14 protein-coding genes are annotated in these 18,121 nt (G+C 34.8%); all 14 read right to left on the reverse strand.

Annotation, left to right across the window (positions count from 1 at the left end; translation table 11 throughout):
- Positions 1-30 precede the first annotated feature (30 nt).
- Positions 31-930: a TIGR01777 family oxidoreductase gene (locus AC07UM_RS17675; protein ID WP_494681377.1), complete on the reverse strand. Its 900-nt coding sequence runs from the start codon at positions 928-930 to the stop codon at positions 31-33.
- Positions 931-1,256: 326 nt separating this feature from the next.
- Positions 1,257-1,961 carry a YqjF family protein gene (locus AC07UM_RS17680; RefSeq protein ID WP_494681378.1) on the reverse strand — a complete coding sequence of 235 codons (705 nt, stop codon included), beginning with the start codon at positions 1,959-1,961 and terminating at the stop codon, positions 1,257-1,259.
- A gap of 18 nt (positions 1,962-1,979) precedes the next feature.
- Positions 1,980-2,456: an SRPBCC family protein gene (locus tag AC07UM_RS17685; RefSeq protein WP_494681379.1), complete on the reverse strand. Its 477-nt coding sequence runs from the start codon at positions 2,454-2,456 to the stop codon at positions 1,980-1,982.
- A gap of 2 nt (positions 2,457-2,458) precedes the next feature.
- Positions 2,459-3,241, reverse strand: a complete 783-nt coding sequence (locus AC07UM_RS17690) for a fatty acid desaturase family protein (RefSeq protein WP_494681380.1) — start codon at positions 3,239-3,241, stop codon at positions 2,459-2,461.
- Between the two features lie 11 nt (positions 3,242-3,252).
- On the reverse strand, positions 3,253-4,065 hold the full coding sequence (locus AC07UM_RS17695) for a DCC1-like thiol-disulfide oxidoreductase family protein (RefSeq protein ID WP_494681381.1): 813 nt from the start codon (positions 4,063-4,065) through the stop codon (positions 3,253-3,255).
- Positions 4,062-4,424, reverse strand: a complete 363-nt coding sequence (locus tag AC07UM_RS17700; RefSeq protein ID WP_494681382.1) for a hypothetical protein — start codon at positions 4,422-4,424, stop codon at positions 4,062-4,064. The genes AC07UM_RS17695 and AC07UM_RS17700 overlap by 4 nt, the downstream gene beginning before the upstream one ends.
- A 120-nt stretch (positions 4,425-4,544) precedes the next feature.
- Positions 4,545-5,219, reverse strand: a complete 675-nt coding sequence (locus AC07UM_RS17705; protein WP_494681383.1) for a class I SAM-dependent methyltransferase — start codon at positions 5,217-5,219, stop codon at positions 4,545-4,547.
- On the reverse strand, positions 5,212-6,156 hold the full coding sequence (locus AC07UM_RS17710; protein ID WP_494681384.1) for a hypothetical protein: 945 nt from the start codon (positions 6,154-6,156) through the stop codon (positions 5,212-5,214). The genes AC07UM_RS17705 and AC07UM_RS17710 overlap by 8 nt, the downstream gene beginning before the upstream one ends.
- Positions 6,157-6,235: 79 nt before the next feature.
- Positions 6,236-6,931 (reverse strand): hypothetical protein, encoded by a 696-nt coding sequence (locus AC07UM_RS17715; RefSeq protein WP_494681385.1) that lies wholly within the window; start codon positions 6,929-6,931, stop codon positions 6,236-6,238.
- An 11-nt stretch (positions 6,932-6,942) separates the two neighbouring features.
- Positions 6,943-7,446 (reverse strand): GbsR/MarR family transcriptional regulator, encoded by a 504-nt coding sequence (locus AC07UM_RS17720; RefSeq protein ID WP_103232512.1) that lies wholly within the window; start codon positions 7,444-7,446, stop codon positions 6,943-6,945.
- A gap of 248 nt (positions 7,447-7,694) precedes the next feature.
- Positions 7,695-12,212 carry a TonB-dependent receptor plug domain-containing protein gene (locus AC07UM_RS17725; RefSeq protein ID WP_494681386.1) on the reverse strand — a complete coding sequence of 1,506 codons (4,518 nt, stop codon included), beginning with the start codon at positions 12,210-12,212 and terminating at the stop codon, positions 7,695-7,697.
- Between the two features lie 3 nt (positions 12,213-12,215).
- Positions 12,216-14,984 (reverse strand): hypothetical protein, encoded by a 2,769-nt coding sequence (locus AC07UM_RS17730; RefSeq protein ID WP_494681387.1) that lies wholly within the window; start codon positions 14,982-14,984, stop codon positions 12,216-12,218.
- A gap of 68 nt (positions 14,985-15,052) precedes the next feature.
- Complete coding sequence (locus AC07UM_RS17735; protein WP_494681388.1) at positions 15,053-17,365, reverse strand: T9SS type A sorting domain-containing protein; 2,313 nt, start codon at positions 17,363-17,365, stop codon at positions 15,053-15,055.
- Positions 17,366-17,377: 12 nt separating this feature from the next.
- Positions 17,378-17,896, reverse strand: a complete 519-nt coding sequence (locus AC07UM_RS17740) for an RNA polymerase sigma factor (protein WP_494681389.1) — start codon at positions 17,894-17,896, stop codon at positions 17,378-17,380.
- Between the last annotated feature and the right edge of the window lie 225 nt (positions 17,897-18,121).

Here is an 18,121-nt window from a genome sequence, read left to right on the forward strand (position 1 = left end):
TTTAATTATCCTTTGGGATATCCGCAAACATTAGGATTCCAAGAGATTAAGAACCGCTTCATCAAATCCGGGATATGAAAACTTAAATCCGTTTTTGATGAGTCTTTCAGGGTAAACATTCCGGCTTTTTAAAAGCAGCTCAGTTTCTGTTTTTAGAAATAGGGAAGCTATTTCCAACTGCCAGACAGCAGCATTGAGTCCAAAAGGTGCTTTTAGTTCTTTTCTCAATTTTTTCATCAGGATTTCATTGGAAACCGGACCTGGAGCAGTGATATTAATGGTTCCTGAAATATTTTCATTTTGAATGATCCAGTCTATTGCTTTGCAGAAATCATCGATATGAATCCAGCTTACCATTTGGTTTCCTCTTCCTTGCTTTCCTCCCAGTCCCATTTTTGTAACCGTTTTCAATTTTGGAAAAGCACCGCCATTATTCCCAAGAACAATAGAAGTACGGAGGGCAACTTTTCTTATTCCGGCATTTTTGATCTTAAAAAATTCCTGCTCCCAGCTTTTACAGATATTCATAGAAAAATCATCTCCAATAATTCCATTTTCTTCTGTATTCAGATGTTTTTCAGAGTGAACATAAATGGTTGCAGAGCTGGCATTAAGCCAAATTTTTGGTTTTTCAGAGCACTGATCCATTGCTTTTTGCAAAATTTTTGTACTGTCAATTCTTGAAGAATAGATTTCCAGCTTATTTTTCTCGTGATACCTGCAGTCTACAGATTTTCCTGTAAGATTGATCAGAACATCTGCTTTTTCGAGGCTGTTTTTCCATTCGCCTATTGTTTTAGCATCCCAATAGATTTCATTTTTACGTTTGGGGTTACGGGTAAGAATATACACTTCGTTTCCTTTTTCTGTAAAATATTTTTCAAGGTTTTCGCCGAGAAATCCGGTTCCTCCTGCTATGATTATTTTCATTGTTTGAGATTTAATGTTTTAAAGTTTTGACTTCAAGGTCCAAAGTTTATGGTTTCCCCGTAGATTTTTCAGATGTTGATAGTTAACGTTATGTATTATTTTAGACACTTAAAACAATTCAAAATAATATAGTATAAAGTTCATTTAAGAGAAAAAATCGAAGATTTTTAAAACTTATGTTTACTTCTTAAGCGTAAATATACTCTCTTAATCTTACTTAAGTGTTTAAAAACTTTTGTGACTTTTGTGGTTTATTTTTCCCACAGATTTCACAAATTTTCACAGATGATTATTGATCGAGGAACATCTTGTTAATCTTAACTTTTTTAGTGAATATATTTCTTAGTTTTGACCTGGATTTCTGAACCTTCTGCCAACATTACAGAAATAGGTTTTTGATGATTCAGGCACTCAAAATCATTTCCATAGATCTTTTGAAAATCGATTTCTAACCGGTGGTCTTTTACAGTATAAAATTCCCATTTTGGATGGCATACTTCATATTCTGAGGTTGTATGTTCTTTTTTGGTAAAGCCAAAATAATGTTCTGTGATGAATTCAAACTCTGAGTTTTCTTCCATTGGCCTCGTTCTATTTTCTGCCATAATCTGAATAGAATGCCAGCTTTTATCTTTCCATGAGTAACGGACCAGCAGTTCATCTTCTTTCTCCTGAATCAGATTTTCCATTGGCATGGTGTGATAATTTTCTTTATATATAGATTTGGCTACCAGGCTTAATGCAGGTTTCGGAACAATTTCCTTGATGAATACCACCCCTCTTTTCCAAACTCCATTTTCTTTTTTTCTAACATAAAATCTTAGGTTTACTTCTTCAAAATTCTGGTGAAAAGGGATGGGTAATCCTAACAGTTTGGTATTTAAAAACATGAATCCTACCAGACTTACATAGCATTTGCCCTTATAAAAATCGAGTTCTGTTCCTTTAGGCAGGTATGCTGATAATAGCTCTGGGCTGATCTCGTAATTGATGACGGCTAATTTTCGCCATTCTGCTTTTAAAAAGTTCATAATGATGTGTTTTTTAGATTAGAAAATAGCAACACCTTCCTTCATAGAAGATTCTGCAACGGTCTTTATCAACTGATTTCTTTCCAGAAGGAAATTTTTGAGATATCCGGTGAGAAAAATGACATTAAATAATTTTCCTATGATGCCCAGTGGAGATTCAAATTCAAAAATGTCTGTCATCAGCGTTTTCCCATTCACGGATTTAAAAACATGGCGGTGGCGCATAGATTTGAAAGCTCCTTCCTGCATTACATCGATAAATTGAACAGGTTTTTCCATATTGACAATTTTTGTGGTCAGGGTCTGATAGACTCCCAGATGTTTTGCTCTCCAGGTAACCGTTTCATTTTCTTCAATCAGTCCTGATGTACGTCCTGCAATGGCTTTTTCATCAGTTTTTGAAGTTGACTGCTGATGAAGGTCGATATTCCTTGCCAGGTCAAAAACATAGTGAATATCTGCATTGATTACGGTGTTTAAATAGATTCTTGACATTTTTAAAAGGTTTGTTTTTTATTTAATTCTGGCAGCTTTTTGTCTATTCTTTGTGCAAGCTCTGGAAGCTTTATGGTAGGCACCGCAGGAAAAAGATGGTGCTCCATATGATAAAACATACTGAAGCTCAATTTATTCTTCCAGAATCCACGTTGTGTTCTGGCGATATCAGGATGCTCGTGGGTATCGTGATGAACAGTCCACACGGCAAAAAATGCCATCAGAAATTCACCAAAAACCATTATCAGCACGTGATACAACAGGAAATAAATTTGAAAATAAAACACTACTGCTATAAAAATGGCTATAGATGCCAGCTCTAACATCATATTCTTCCGATAGGTCTTATTGGCTTTTTTAAAAGTGATCCAATGAATCAGAAACATATGTTGGGGTCCATATAGAATGGCTTCATACCATTTCATGGAAGCTGATTTACCTTCGTAATCTTCTTCTGAAAGGCAAAATTTATGATGTCTCACGTGATTGAATTTTACGGCGTGAATAGAGGCCATCATGGTAAGGCTGTTAAGATATAAAGACAACCATGTCAACCTTTTTCCGGTTCCCAATGAATTATGAAAGCCATTATGTACCTGCCTTAATGCAGTGAGGAAATAAAAGCCGGAGAACGGCAATGCTAATACATAGTATTCTTTATACGCTAAAAACAGGGAAATAAAAAGCCATGGCAGACTGATGTTGTTTTCAATCAGTATTTCCTTTGGAGAAAGTTTTTTTAGGTCTTTCCACTCTATGGTTCTGATAATTTCAAGATGATTCATATTTTAATTTTTTAAATGGTTGTCAGAATGATAATAGCAAGCGCTGTTATTCTAAACAATATCCATGAAATGGTAGGAAGAAAATTCAGCTTTAGTATTCTGCATCTTCTTATATGTTCCAGAAACATGATCAAAACTACAATTCCAAAGTATATCATATAAAAAACAGATGTAAAACTGGTCATCAAAACAGGAATTAAAAGTAAAGTCCCAATCAAAGAAACGGTCATCATATTTCCCAGATAATCCCAGATCTTGTCTTTGACATACGTTTTTAAAAAGATGGTCTGCCAAAAGATCTGGCCAACACAAACTGCAAATTCTCTCAGGAAATTCTTTTCCAAATTCAAGTTCAGTTTTCCGGAAAATTCACTTAAGGTATATGCTGAAAAAATAACTACAAAACTGATGTATACTATTCTGTATTTCAGGTTAAAATCCGGTACACAGGATTGTTCTGTATAGTCATTTTTAGAAGGAATAATTTGTTTCCGGTTATAAGAAATGAAGGAATACAACTTTTTGAAAAACCAATACAAAGGTTTTATTCCTGCAATTTTCGCCAACAGCGGAAAAGAGTTTCCCATGATGAGAAGCAGACTGTCTAATCCATATACAACTTCATTTTTGTTGTGATCTACCAATGCAATTTCATTTTTCGCCCGGTTGAAGTCTACCAGGGCTTTATTTTTTAATGACATTTCTGTAAATGCTTCTCTTCCATCTTCATCCAACATTCCGCATTTTGTAAAACCTTTGGAATACAGATTACACATTGGGCATTCATTGTCGTAGATCAGCGTGTGATTTTGGAGCGTTTTCATAATAATGATTTATAAGGTTCATACGTGTTGTAACAATCATAAACATATACCACTGCCATAACAGGACTATATAAAAGAGCTGCCATTAAAACATATCCAAAAAAATCATTGAGATTTTTCTCTATAAACAAAATCGTTACAATAATCCAGACCGGCACTATTACAATCCCATACATGATATAGGACACCGATTTTTTTGTTCCAAGAAATAATTTGATCAGGAAGCTTATCAATTGTGGGATTCCTACTATAAAATAAAACAGAATGAGTCCAGACAACCCGCCAATTATAAAAGCCTGAGGTCCAATTATGATAAAGAACAACTGAATATAATAATCATATTTTACAAATGTTTTCATGGTAGATATAGTTTAAAGTGATCCTTTTCCTCTGAAATAAATAATCAGGAATAAATGAATGATTAAATTTTTCATAATTATTATTAATTTAAAATTTTCAGTAATTTTTGAAATATTGTTTCAAATAAAAAACGAGTCTCTTTTTACGTGAAGAATTTCTACCAGATCCAGATATCTTTTGTGTGAAATGATAGACAGTCTGTTCCTGATAAACTGAATTTTCAAATCTTCCAGACTTTCATTCTTGTTGATATAATGAAAGAGTTTTCCAAACTCGCTTCCAAAAAGTTTTGAAATCAGAGTTTCAATATACCACTTTACACAAGTGAATCTCCATGCTGTTTTGGGTTTTACAAATTCTACAATGATTATTTCTCCTTTTTCGTCAATAATCCGTGATAGTTTATCTGCAAAAATCTGTTTCTTATCTTCCTCTATCGTCTTTGTTCCATAAGAGCACAATATAATATCCATAGAGCGGTCCGGAATATGACTTTCAAAAAAATCATCCTGAATTTGTTTTACAAAGAGTTTCTTTTTAAATGTTGAAGACAGTTTCAGATTCATTGCTGAAGAAAAATCCAGCGTGACAATTTCTGTATTTTCATTATGCTGTTGAAGGAATTTTAAGTTTTCTCCCTGTCCGCTCATCAAATCGAGAACTCTTTTATCCCCGTAACTTTTCACCTTTTGGACTGCCATTTTTCTAAACAGCCTGGTAAACCCTAGAGATGCAATTTCGTTGATATAGTATCTGGGTTGTATACGGTCAAAATATTGCTGCAGATCATTCATTTTCAGATTGTGTTTTTATAGATTGTAATACATGACTTTGCATTTTATCAATGATATAGCCAGACCATTTTTTCCAGTACCAGGTAGGTGCTATTTTGTACCCGTATTTTGTTTTTGCTATTATTTTTGTTTTATTTTCTGACAGTTTGTCTAAAGTAATTTCACCATACTTCACGATAAAATAATCATGTAAATGCTTAGCATCAATTTCTTCATACGGTGTTATCTCTTTCATTGGAACGGTCTGATTTTCCAGAGAGAATTTTACTTTTTTATTTTCTATAAACTCGTCAATATTAAGTTGTAATTCATCATTATTGGTCTGGCAGCTATACCCTAATTTTCCGTTTTTATCTACTAGTTTTATATTCTTTGGATAGCTGACTCCTTTTTCAAACAGGATAAAATCAGGTGCATTGAAATTGATTTGTGTATTTAAAAGTTTCCATACTTTGTCACTGGAAGAATTCACAATCATTTCTGTAGTGATAGTCTCCTCAATAGGTTTTGTATAGGTATCAAAAATATAAGATGCTGGATTGATAAAAAGGATAAATACCATAACACTTCCCGTATGTCTTTTTTCATCAAGAACCCCAATAATAAAACCAATAGTAAAACCCACAAACATGGCAAAGCCAATAAATGGGATAGCCATAATAATGCAAATAGCTCCTTCTGTTCCGGCTGCTATCAAGATCACAGAGAAAATGACTAATCCTAATACTATTTTGAAGATGGTCTTCAGAACATTCATCAATCCAATTTTTTTAAAATACTTTACATATCCGATGATAAATCCAATAGAAACCGGAATGGTAAAGAACATTGTGAGTCCATACTCACCTTTGGAAACCAGAAAAAACCATACTGCAACAATTAAAACAACAGTCAGAAAGAGACTTAAATAGAGGTATTGTTTAAAAAAATTCTTCATGATATTATAAGTTTTATATTTTCAGTAATTTTTGAAAGTTAAATCGAAATAAAAAAGGATTCTTATCCTGATTTATTTTTTATTGTAGCTTATTCTTTTTCAGATAATCCTTCAGCGTATACCAGGTGGAAAATTTACATGTACCGTCATAAATGGTATCTGATTTCCCTTTATGATAGAAAATATACTTATCTCTTGTGGTACAGCCACCATCTTTAGGAATTTCCCTTATTCTATTTTCCGTTTTTACAAAATACGCCCATACTGCTTTATCTATAGGTTTCAAACTCCCGTTTTTTTGACGGAGAAAGTAATTTTTTCCTTTGTTAATGATGACAATTGAATCTTTATCCTGATGAAAACATCCTATAGATTGAAATACTAATTTTGCTTCCGAGTCTTTTAGATTTTCAAAAATTGATTTTTCATTTTTCTTTATTAAAAGATCAGGGTTGATACTTATTCTGTATGTTTTGGAATCATCTACTTTTATCTCTTTCTTTATTTCTTCTCCAAAAATACTTTCATAAACAAATGAATATTTTCCTTCTTTTAAACTATCCAGCTTTATATTGGCATCTAAGAAAGGGACAAGCTCTTCAGATTCTAAAATTTTGAATATCTTCTCGTCCTTATAGATTTCAATTTTATACAAATTATAATGTTTATTATCATACTGATCTGAATTTTCTATATGAATGTCAAAATTTGCATTCACATTTTTCTGACAACTCATTGTCAGGCTTAAAAGACCTAATAAGAGAAGATTTTTCATTTTTAGAAAATTTATTTCAACAAATTAGTAATCTTTCCTACCAGCCAGTGATCATCACTTTTGATTGCCAGATCCATAATATTGTTGATTTTTCCGGTCACAGAACTGAAATCATTCATCAGCTTTATAAATTCCTGAGCTTCTTCTGAATCTTTATCTTCAATATTCTTCAACTCTTCCAGGAAAGAAATTACAGGTTCTATTTCTCTTTTTCTACGCTCTTTGGTAATTTGCTTGAAAAGATACCATACATCTTTTTCTGCTACGAAATATTCTTTACGGTCGCCTTTTACAAATTCTTTTTTCACGATTCCCCAGTCTATCAGAGCACGAAGATTCATATTGGCATTCCCTCTTGAAATCTCCAACTGCTCCATGACCTCATCTGTAGAAAGTGGCCTGCCGGTCGCCAAAAGCAGTGCATGTACCTGTGCCATCGTACGGTTGATCCCCCAATTGGTAGCAAAGGTTCCCCAGGTCTGAATATATTTTTCTTTTGCTTCTGAAAGTTGCATTTCGTTTTCCTTTTAGATTTCTATAGCAAATGTAATTATATTTTTTGAATTTTCAATAATTTTTGAAAATTAATTTTTTAGAAGGTTTTATTGATATTTATTGTTGCTGCCATAGAGGATTTTTGCTTTACCTCTTAGAAGTCATTCCAAACTGAGCCTTCCCTTTTCCACGAGTTCCTTCTTTCTTCCAGCCAGATTATTATCATCCTTGTCAAGGTTTAAAACCTTGACAAGGATGATATTCAAAATTAAGGTTCAATATGGGTTGTTATTCCTTGATTCCAATACTTTGCTTCCGGCATATAGTACAGGTATACATTGCTTGATTTTCCTGTATAAGTTCCTGCAAATTCTACTTTGAGATCCAGATTGATTGTTTTTGTTTCCTCAGCATTGAAATGTTCCCAGTATAATACCAGATAGTTGTCAAAAATTTCATAATAAGAAACCTGTTTTTTATCAATCATATCTTTCAATAAAGCATTTTGAAGGGTCAATCCTGCAGGAATCCCAATTTTTGCAATTGTCATGGGAAGCTGTCCATTTATTTTGTTTTTAATGGTAATCGTCATTCTGCTGGTCTCTCCTACTCTATTCGATCCGGATTTCAACCTGGTTTCCATGGTAAGAGGAATATCTTTACTTTCCGGTGCCTGGAGTGTATGATATTGATATTCCAGCTTATAAGGTAATCCATTTTGAGTTGGATAATGAATATGGATACTATTTTCTCCTGTTTTATAAGCTGATGAAAGACTTATAATAGGCAGGGTCTGAGCTTTATTGATCGTGATAACCGGTTTTTCAGTACCATATAATTTTTCATTTTTAGAGAAAAACTCAGAAAGGGTTTGTATTGCCAGCGTTGTTGCCTGCGTAGACCCGAACCCGTAATATCCATTGAAATTGATCAGATGATCTGCTGCTTCTGCAATTTTCAATACATTGAGTTTTTCATCTTTCTGAAGCGCCATCATGTATAATGAAAGGGTTTCTGCTTCGGCAGAACGTCCCCAGGATCCTGTAAATGTAATTTTGGATTTTGCATTCTTTGCTTCATACTGCTGGTCCAGAATCTTCATCAGATCATCATATTCTTTTTGCTTTCCGAGGTTAGCGGCCGCATTGGCAAGCAAAGCCAGCTGATAAGTATCTTTTGTAGCCAAAGCTCTTTTCATCGTTACTTTAAAAGAATCTTCTATTTCACTTGTAAAGCCCAATTTAGATAAAGCATAGATAATGTACATATTTTTTGACCATAAATGTTCGGAATAGGTATCTTTTGATTCATACCATCTTCTTACTTCAAATAAACCGTTTGCATTCTTTTTGGATAAAATAAATGAAGAAATTCCCTGCATCAATTTGGCATCCGGATGTACGTATTTTTTTAAGTCTGTAAATTCCAATAGAGCAAATGCAGAAAGTGCTAAGTCAGATTCAGCATCATTGAAATACCCGAATCCTCCATCTTTATTTTTATAGCTTAACATTTTCTGAAATCCTTTCTTAAGGTTCTTAATGACCAGGTTCTCTGTCGCAATGTCAATTTTTTTACTGGACTTTAAGTAATCCAGAATAAAAAGATTAGGATATACCGTTGAGGAAAGCTGCTCAAAACATCCATGAGGTTCTTTCTTCAGCCTTTCAATATCCTCAAACATCTGCAAAGCAGTATTCTCAAATACATAATAGTAGGAATGCAGACTTCCGTTGATATATTCCGGAATATTGACTTTTATCTCTTCTGTTTTATTATTAATGATAGAAAAGTGATGTGGAAACCCCTTCTCTTCTACTTTAAACGGAAGGATCATGGTTTCTCTGAAATCTCCTGATCTTACTATAAACTGGATATCAGAATTCACCACCTCATCCGTTTGTATGGTAACCAATAACCTTCCTGATTCTAATGGTTTGAGGGTAATCAGACTATCAGCCCTTACCAGCTTTACATCGTTGGGAACAATCACATCCATGGTCATTTTGCGAATTTCCGGAGAGTTATTTTTAATTATCACAGGAATGGTCATTTGATCTGTTCTTGTGAGATACTGTGGAATTTTAGCATCCATTGAAATAAGGCTCTGCGCTGCATAGGTCGTTTCATCTCTTCCTAAAAGCCCTGATGAAGAAATACCTTCTGTCATAATCCTAAAAGCGGAACTGGCATCTGAATTATAAAACTCCACTTTTGCTTTTCCGTTTTTATCAGTTTCTACCACCGGATTCCAGTAAAGGGTTTCCCTGTAATCAAATCGGTAAGAAGTGTTCGTTGTTTTATATTCCGGATAGGCAAATTCTCTCGATGTGGCATATGAGGTAAGTTTCCCATATGGGACTGCTTTTACCGCAATATAAGTTGTTGGGGTAATATCAAACTCGATTTTTGAGCTGTTATTTCTCAACGAATTAATAATCACGACTCCATTTGCAGCTCTGCTTCCATAAATTGCTGTGGCAGCAGCATCTTTCAGAACGGTAATACTGCTGACATCATTGGGATTGATGATGGTATTAAAGTTTTCTACAGGAACTCCGTCAACAATAAATAATGGATTTTTATTGGTTATGGAAGCTTCTCCCCTTATTCTTATCTGTGTGCTTGCTCCAGGCTGTCCGGTAGGTGTTACTATAAGTCCGGTAACTTTACCACTCAATAATGAAGTAACATTTGGATTTTGAATTTCCATTGATGAGATTATCGTTGTAGAAGCAACCGTTGTTTTATATTGATTCATATTGTACCCTACAACAACAACTTCTTCGACCCTTTGACTTCGAATGGTATCCGTTTTTGAATGGCCAGGTTTGTTCAACCGCTCCATATTGTTTCTGTTTTCAGTCTTTATTTCTTCTTTCCTTTCAGCTTCTTTTATAATTTCTTCTACATCTATATTGCTAAGTTTCTGCTTCGCTAAAGGATTAATATCAAGATTGTAGGATAAAATCCTGATTTCCACTTTATGTTTAGGCTGGAAAGATTTTGCAATGATCTTATAGGAATGATCTGCATCTAAATCTGAAAAATAAAACCTGCCATTTTTCGCCACAGCCTGCTTCAGAATCTTTTTATCATCGGCATCCAGCAGGAAGACATCTGCTTTTACTGGTTTCTTATTCTCATCTTCTACCACTCCGTAGATTGTGTTTTTCTTTTCGGGAAGGTATTTGTATTGATGTGTTTTGATAATTTCGGGGATAAGCTCAAAGTATCGGTAGCCGTTCGTGAGCATAACAAGGTTTAAGCTTTTATCTGCTTTTTCTTCTTTTTTATCGAAATAAAACTGAGGTTTTTCAATTTTCCCTTTCAGTTCGGAGTCCATCATAAGCCAGGAGAGGATATGATTCTGCTTGTCATCAGCATAGGTCCATAGTTTATCATCTACCACACTCAATCCGAGGTTAGCAGAAATGGGTTTGTTGTTTTCATCAGTCGTTTCAATATCCAGAATTACTTTTTCTCTGGGCAGATAATGTTTTTTTACGGGCTTAACCTTTATATTCATTTGACTCACTTTATTGGTGAATACAATACGTTCTGCAAGAGGAATATTGTTTTCCAGAGCTGTAAATCTGCAGATTCCCACAGGGAAATCTTTCTCATCAATTTCCAATGAATTGCCCCCGATTTTTAATGGAAAAATTTTGCTGTACACCTCTTTTCCGCGGAAACTCCCTTTTAGGGTAATGGTTTTCTCCTGAGTTGAGGTGATGGTAACGTTCAGTTTTTTGTTTTCATTTTGAACATTTAAAACCAACCCCTCATTTTTTGCCACCGGAAAATTAAAAATCTGAGCTATATTTTCCGGCTTTACAACTTTTGCATAGTAGGCTTCTCCTTTTTTAGGGGTAAAACGGAAGCTTCCCATCCCAAAATTGTAGGCAGAAATTTCTTTTACTTTTTCATGATTCTGATTATAAACCGCCAAAACAGCATCTACAGGTTTTTCAAACTCATCAAGAATCTTAAAAGCTATATTTTGCTCTATTCCATTAATGAAAGTTCCTCCTTCAGGTAAGAATTTCACATCCAGGTTATTCAGGACAATGGGAATATTTCTGGAAATAGATTCTGTAAATCCGTCAAAATTCACTTTAATGTTTAAAAGGGCATCAGAGGATTTCAAAACCTCAGGAAGTTTAAAAATTAGTTGCTTTTTACCTTCTTTATCCGTAATCAATTTCCCTTCTGAAATGGTTTCTCCATCGTGCATTACTGTATAATCCGCTTCATAGAAAGGAATCGGAAGATTGCTTAGGCTTCTCATTGAAAAATCAGCTGTTACCTCATCTCCCGGTCCATATCCTTTTTTAGGAAAATCAAGCTTCATTAAAATCCTTGGGGAAACAATTTTTTGCAGGGTAATTTCTTTTTCAAAGGTATTTTTCCCCTCTTCATTCTGCATCCAGTTGGTAAAAGCCCTGATTTTATAAATTCCGCCTTTCATATCTTCATCAAAGTGGAAATAGCCTTGTGCATATCCATTGATAATTTCATATTTCAATTTTTTCAAAACACTTCCTGCCGGATCTATTATTTCGAAATTAACGATTCTGCTGTCTTCTGCCGGAAGATTACTGCTTCCTTTTACAACATACATTTTAAAATACATTCCTTCACCAGGCTTATAAAAAACGTGATTGGTCTGTATATAGGTTTTTTCTTTTTCAAAGTCCTGAAAAGACTGCTGTGCTTTGAAGAAAACCGTTGAAAACAATAAGCTCAGCAAGATGATATAGGATGATATAAGTTTGAAATTCATGCGTTAAAATTTGAGTGAAACAATACAGCCAAATGTCTTAAAAGAAGGAAGGTTGAAAAAATCCAGTCCTCTTCCATTATCCATATCATAAAAATTCTGATTCGGATCTACTCCTTTGCCGGCCTGCCAAAGCATTAGATTATTCACATAAAAAGTAAGTTTAAGATTCTGTTTTCCATAGTTGATCGGAAAACTGGAAGACAATGAAATATTGCTGATTCTTATATAATCTGCCTTTTGAACATCGTTTTCCGCCACTCCCAGATAGCCATATCTCGTCCATCGGTTTTCCTGCACATTCCGGCTGGGATCATAGAAATCTACAGGAATCTGGTTTACAGTTCCATTGGCCTGCATACCCTGAAAAACATAATTTTTGATATTTCTTTCTTCACCCGAATCGTAAGAACGTCCGTAATAATCGAGAACAGCCTGTGTTCCGTTCCAGAGCTGTCCGCCTTTTTTCCATTCCCAATTGATATCTAAAGAAAAGTTTTTATAAACAAAACTGTGATTGAATTTCATCACAAAGTCGGGTGTAGGATCTGCAATAACTTTCATTCCGTCAGCCTTTTTGGGGAAGCCATATTCATCAATAATCAATTGCCCGGCAGCATTCCTTTCAAAATAGCTTCCCATCACAGCGCCCAAAACCTGTCCTTCCATCAGTGTTTTATAAATGTCTTTAAATCCCGAAATGGCCAGATTCTGATATCCGGGAGCTATCCGGTCTACAATATCTTTATATTTGAAAAAGGATACTTTATGAATGCTGTAAAAGTCGTATCCCATACGCAGCCGGTCATAGGTAAAATTGAATTCATATCCGCTGTAGGTATGGTCTGCGATATTTTTCAGTTTCAACTGATCGTTTTCAAAAACAGGAAAGATATCATCGGTCGTTTTTTTGCTGAAATACTCTCCTTCAAGACTTATATTATAGCCAAAGTTTAACCTGGCACCTACTTTCCATTCTCTGGTATTGATATTGGATAAACCTCTGAAGGTTTCAACTTCCTGCACAGGAAAATATTGATTATGGTTTTCTGCATTCAGCAAAGTTGTTGCATAGGAAGCATACGATCTTGTAATTTCCGGTTCCGAGCTTAATTGTGTGTAGCTTCCCAACAGTTTAAAGCTGTCATTATTCCAATTGAAAATATCATTAAACTTTAAAAATAAATTAGCTTTGGGAAGCCAATAGTTATTTTTAAGGGAGGTATTGGATATATAAAATGAATTTCCAACATTAAAACCTGCTTCAAAATCAGAATCACGGATATCCATATTATAATTAAAAATATGATCCTGTGAAGTTCTCTGATAGAGATATTTCTGCTGGGCAACACTATTATAAACATCTGATTTCCTATCGTTTAAAATAAAATTCAGACTGAATATATTTCTAAAGTCATAATCTCCCAATGTATAGGTCGCCAACACATTAGAATGATACAAATTATTATTTTGAATCCTTTCATTAAGTAATCCGTTGCTGAAACCATACGTAGAAGGTTTATACTGATCCCAGTTCCAAATGTTGTTGTTTTCATAAGACTGACTAAGATTGAGTCTAAAATCTCCCCAGGCTTTAGCAGCGTTAAGACTCAGCTGTCTTTGACGGTTGTGAAAACGGTATTTATTATCCTGTACAAAAAGGAATGAAGGGTTGTCGGCGTATTTGCTGTACGATCGTTGTGAGCCGTTATTCAATAATATACTTTGCTCATTTGAAAAAGAAACCGGCGTCAGTAGTGAATTCTGATAGGCTCTGTTGAACAGCCCTATTCTATTGGTATTGGTTGCTTTATCTTCTTCATAATTTAAAGCAAGATTCACCGTATATCCACCAAAATTTGTATTCAGTTTTGCTTTTAATGTATTGGTAATATCAAACTGATCTATGAAATACATCTGGTTCTTTTGCTGACCTAAGTTTAATGAGAGGCGGATTTTTTCGTTATTGCCGTCTTTTATAAGAGCATTTACATTCAGTTGGTTATTGTATCCTACTGTTGTTTTAAAAAGGCTGTTATTATATTTTTGTGTGCGCGAAAGCCCATTCACCCAGGGAATTAATCTTCCGTTCTGATCATATTCATAGGCTAGTCCATTGAATCCTAACGTGGAAATATCCGGTCCAAAACTGAACATTTCATTGGTTTCAGGTCCTTTCCAGACAAGGTTCCCGTTTTCAGATCTTCCCTGTACATATTTATTTTGAGTCCCGGGAATTGCATTTCTGCTTTTAATATCAAAAGATGTGGTAAAGCTTCCATTCAGCACCAATGTTTTCTGATTGATACTTTTTAGGCGGTATATACTGTCATTCTTCTGTGTTATTTTTTTTATTTTGTAAAAGTTTCTGCCGGATTTTTTACTTAAAAATGTTTTCGCTTTTTCAATGCTGAAATCATCTTTAGTCTCTTTTGAAATGAGGCTGTCATACGTTTTACTATAAATATTTTTCACATATTTTTTATCCGTCTGACCTTCCAGAATAGCTTTTAATTCTCTCGCTTCATAAGAAGAAATAACATGGATACTTTTGCCCTGATTCCAAACAAGAGTATCGTAAGGTTTTGCTGCAATGATGGCAAATCCCTCTTCATCAGTCAGTTCATAAGTGCCATTGTTTTTATTATAGATTTTCAGGAAGTTCTGTGCTTTATTTTTTGGGGTTAAAAATTTCCCTGAATAATATAATTTTGAGTTTTGTGCCTGTAATAGGGTAATCGTGAATGGCAATAACAGCAGGTAATTCTTTTTCATCAGTTATTAGTATGCTTAAAAATATGAAAAAAGAAATTTCCGGGGAAATTTCTTTTTTCCAGTTAAATTTAATTTTTAATTACCTTAAATGTCTCCCACACTCCATGGGTGTGAATACGTATAAGATAAACTCCTTGTGGGTATAATGTTAAATCAATTGTGTTTTTACCATCCGGCAGGTTTTCTTTTCTCATGATGATTTTTCCTGCAAGATCATAAAGAAACAACTCATCAATCATTTTTCCTGTTTTTATCTGCAGCAAACCTTTTGTCGGATTGGGAAATATTACAGTCTTAGTATCAGCCTGGCTGTTTATTTCCGCCTCCATCTTTTTATTGATATTCTCATTGGAAATTCCTGTACTGCATTCCGGTAAAGTTGCTCTTTGAAGAATCAATCGTAATAATAAATCATTCAGTTTTTCTACCTCATAAGAATCTATGGTAGGTTTAATATGATTATTTCCTATCCCGCTGTCGTTTGTCAGGAATGTGTAGGTTCCGTTCGTGAGCAAAGCAAAGGTCCTCATCAGGTACTCTGTTTGTTTATCAGTATCGCTGGCAGCCAGTGGAATGATGGTAATTCCTTTCTTTGCTGCAGATTTTATTTTACTGTAAAGTTCTTTTATATTCTGTTCTGAGTGATGCGGTGGTGCATCCAGAATTAAAAACATGATTTTAGTTGAGTTTTCATTACTCCATTTCAACTCATCCACAGAAACATTCAACGCTTCCACAACGGCTTCCGGTGTATCTCCTCCTCCTGCAGCTTTCTGTTTTTTGATAAAGCCTACCAGATCTTCCGCCTTATTTGAAAAATCAAATTTCCGGGTTACATATTCATCTCCTTTATCTCGGTAGAAAACAGATCCGTATCTTACTGTCGTATTCTTAAGCTGTCCTTCAATCTTTTTCAGCACATCCAAAAGTTCAGACTGAAGATAAGAAATCTCGTCACCCATAGAACCTGTTGCATCCACTACAAAAGCAATATCCAATATTCTCTCTTTCAGGCAGGGTTTATCCAGAATAATCAGATTTCGTCCATTTTTAAACGTTTTGATATTACTGCTGATCACTTGGCCGGAACGATCAGCTAAATAATATTTCTCTGAATCTGAACTTTCATCGGTCATCGGTGAAATCCATAATTCTACATTACCGAGATTATCTGAAACGGCTTCCCAAATAACATTTTTCTTATCATCCAACAGCTTTATCTTTTCACCTACAACGGGTCTTTTATTTCCGTTGACCAGCTGAACAGAAACTCTTTTATCAGGGAAAAATTTCCATGTATTCTTATACTGATCGAGAGTGGGAACTGCAATATCCTTCCAGTAATCCCATTTAGAGAAATCATTTACTTCTCCTGCTGTCAGCTGACCTGCTTTAGGAAGTACCTTTTCAGGCTCTTCGGGTTCTTTTAGTAATTCTTTTTCACTTTCTGAGGAAACTTCTTTGAGCTTTTCTAATTCTGCTTTGGATAATCCTTTTGTTTTGATTACTACGACTCCATTCCTTGCTTTACTGCCATACAAAGCGGCAGCTTCTGCATCTTTTATGACTTTTACTTCTTTGATATTTTTAGGATCAAGGGTATTTAAAAATTCAGATTTCCGACCTAGTATAACTCCGTCAACAACATATAAAGGGCTCGTGGAACGACTATCTATACTCCTAGCTCCTCTAATCAATATCTCACCAGGACGTTTAGCTCCAGACGTTACTTCTACTCCTGCCACACTTCCTGCCAAAGGAGGTATTGCCGCAGAAGATCTTACAGAAGCCTTATCGGTAGAAGCAATCATCACTGTTGAAGAGGCTGATGCTTCCTTTCTACGGACTGTTTTTGAATATCCCACCATTACCACTTCTTCAATACTTCTTGTTTTTAAAGTATCATTATATATAGATGGTAAAGCTGAGGCAATTTTATCAGGAGCTTCTACTGGTGGTATAGGTATACCACAAGTGGGAAGTGTATATGGATCTAGCCCAACAATTGGCGAAGGCTGATAAGCAATAGGAGGAGGTAAAGGCAGTTCTTCTTTTCTAATGTTATTCTTTACCGTACTATCTATTTTTGCAATGTCTATTTTAGTAATCGGACCTCTTGACGTTGTATTCTCTGCTATTATTGGTTTTAAAGGTTCTGTAGCTTCTTTTTTATTCATAAAATAAAACGCACCCATGCCAATGATAAGACTTGCCGCAATCCCATAAGGCAGCCAAAGAGGAATCATTCTCTTTTTCTCTTCTTTTTTATCTAATTTTTCTTCAATTTTCCCCCATACTTTTTCAAAACCAGGAAAAACTGTTGGTTCTTCTGAAAGCTTAGAGGCTTCATTGAATTGTTGATCTATATGATTATTTTCCATTGTTGTAAAAGTTTAAATGTTTTGGTTCACTAGAAGTTCCTGCAGTTTTTTCCTTGCAAAATTGAGCTGTGATTTTGAGGTGCCTTCACTGATGGAAAGCATGGTTGCTATTTCCTTATGAGGATATCCTTCAATGGCGAAAAGATTAAAGATGGCTCTGCAGCCTTCCGGAAGAAAATTCAGCAAACTCAGAATATCTTTTTCCAGGGACAGGCTGTCCGTAGTCCCTTCAGAATGATCAATAAGATGATCTTCAAGAGAAATAAACAATCCTTTACTTTTTCTTAATTTCTGCAGGCATTCGTTCACCGCAATTTTTCTGGCCCATGCTTCAAAGGTTTCGGGATTCTCAAGCTGAGTAATTTTCGTGAAGATTTTATAGAACGTATCGGCCAATACTTCCTCTATATCTTCATCGTTTTTCAAATAGCGTCTGCAGACTGAGTAAAGCCTGCCCGCCATTTTCTCGTAAACTTTCCGCTGGGCATTGCGGTCGCTACGCTGGCATTCCAATAATAATTCTTGTTCCATAGTCAGGAGTTATAATAGTATAGATGCCGAAACTTTTGTGAAGGTTGGAAACATAATAAACTTTTTTGGTAAAAAGATGAAAATCAAATTTATAAATCAGCCTATTTGCCTATTATGGTTTTATGATTTTGTCTTTTCACATTTTTTTTACATTTCAAATTTAACTTTTCCTTCTGTAACAAATCTCTATTAGCAACGACTATTAATACAAATAATCTTTTTATA

Source organism: Chryseobacterium sp. GW821-FHT04C04, from assembly GCF_059420365.1.

Bases quoted from the DNA above. Each gene is read 5' to 3' on its own strand.
- AC07UM_RS17675 (WP_494681377.1), bottom strand. From the start codon at position 930: ATGAAAATAATCATAGCAGGAGGAACCGGATTTCTCGGCGAAAACCTT.
- AC07UM_RS17680 (WP_494681378.1), bottom strand. From the start codon at position 1,961: ATGAACTTTTTAAAAGCAGAATGGCGAAAATTAGCCGTCATCAATTAC.
- AC07UM_RS17685 (WP_494681379.1), bottom strand. From the start codon at position 2,456: ATGTCAAGAATCTATTTAAACACCGTAATCAATGCAGATATTCACTAT.
- AC07UM_RS17690 (WP_494681380.1), bottom strand. From the start codon at position 3,241: ATGAATCATCTTGAAATTATCAGAACCATAGAGTGGAAAGACCTAAAA.
- AC07UM_RS17695 (WP_494681381.1), bottom strand. From the start codon at position 4,065: ATGAAAACGCTCCAAAATCACACGCTGATCTACGACAATGAATGCCCA.
- AC07UM_RS17700 (WP_494681382.1), bottom strand. From the start codon at position 4,424: ATGAAAACATTTGTAAAATATGATTATTATATTCAGTTGTTCTTTATC.
- AC07UM_RS17705 (WP_494681383.1), bottom strand. From the start codon at position 5,219: ATGAATGATCTGCAGCAATATTTTGACCGTATACAACCCAGATACTAT.
- AC07UM_RS17710 (WP_494681384.1), bottom strand. From the start codon at position 6,156: ATGAAGAATTTTTTTAAACAATACCTCTATTTAAGTCTCTTTCTGACT.
- AC07UM_RS17715 (WP_494681385.1), bottom strand. From the start codon at position 6,931: ATGAAAAATCTTCTCTTATTAGGTCTTTTAAGCCTGACAATGAGTTGT.
- AC07UM_RS17720 (WP_103232512.1), bottom strand. From the start codon at position 7,446: ATGCAACTTTCAGAAGCAAAAGAAAAATATATTCAGACCTGGGGAACC.
- AC07UM_RS17725 (WP_494681386.1), bottom strand. From the start codon at position 12,212: ATGAATTTCAAACTTATATCATCCTATATCATCTTGCTGAGCTTATTG.
- AC07UM_RS17730 (WP_494681387.1), bottom strand. From the start codon at position 14,984: ATGAAAAAGAATTACCTGCTGTTATTGCCATTCACGATTACCCTATTA.
- AC07UM_RS17735 (WP_494681388.1), bottom strand. From the start codon at position 17,365: ATGGAAAATAATCATATAGATCAACAATTCAATGAAGCCTCTAAGCTT.
- AC07UM_RS17740 (WP_494681389.1), bottom strand. From the start codon at position 17,896: ATGGAACAAGAATTATTATTGGAATGCCAGCGTAGCGACCGCAATGCC.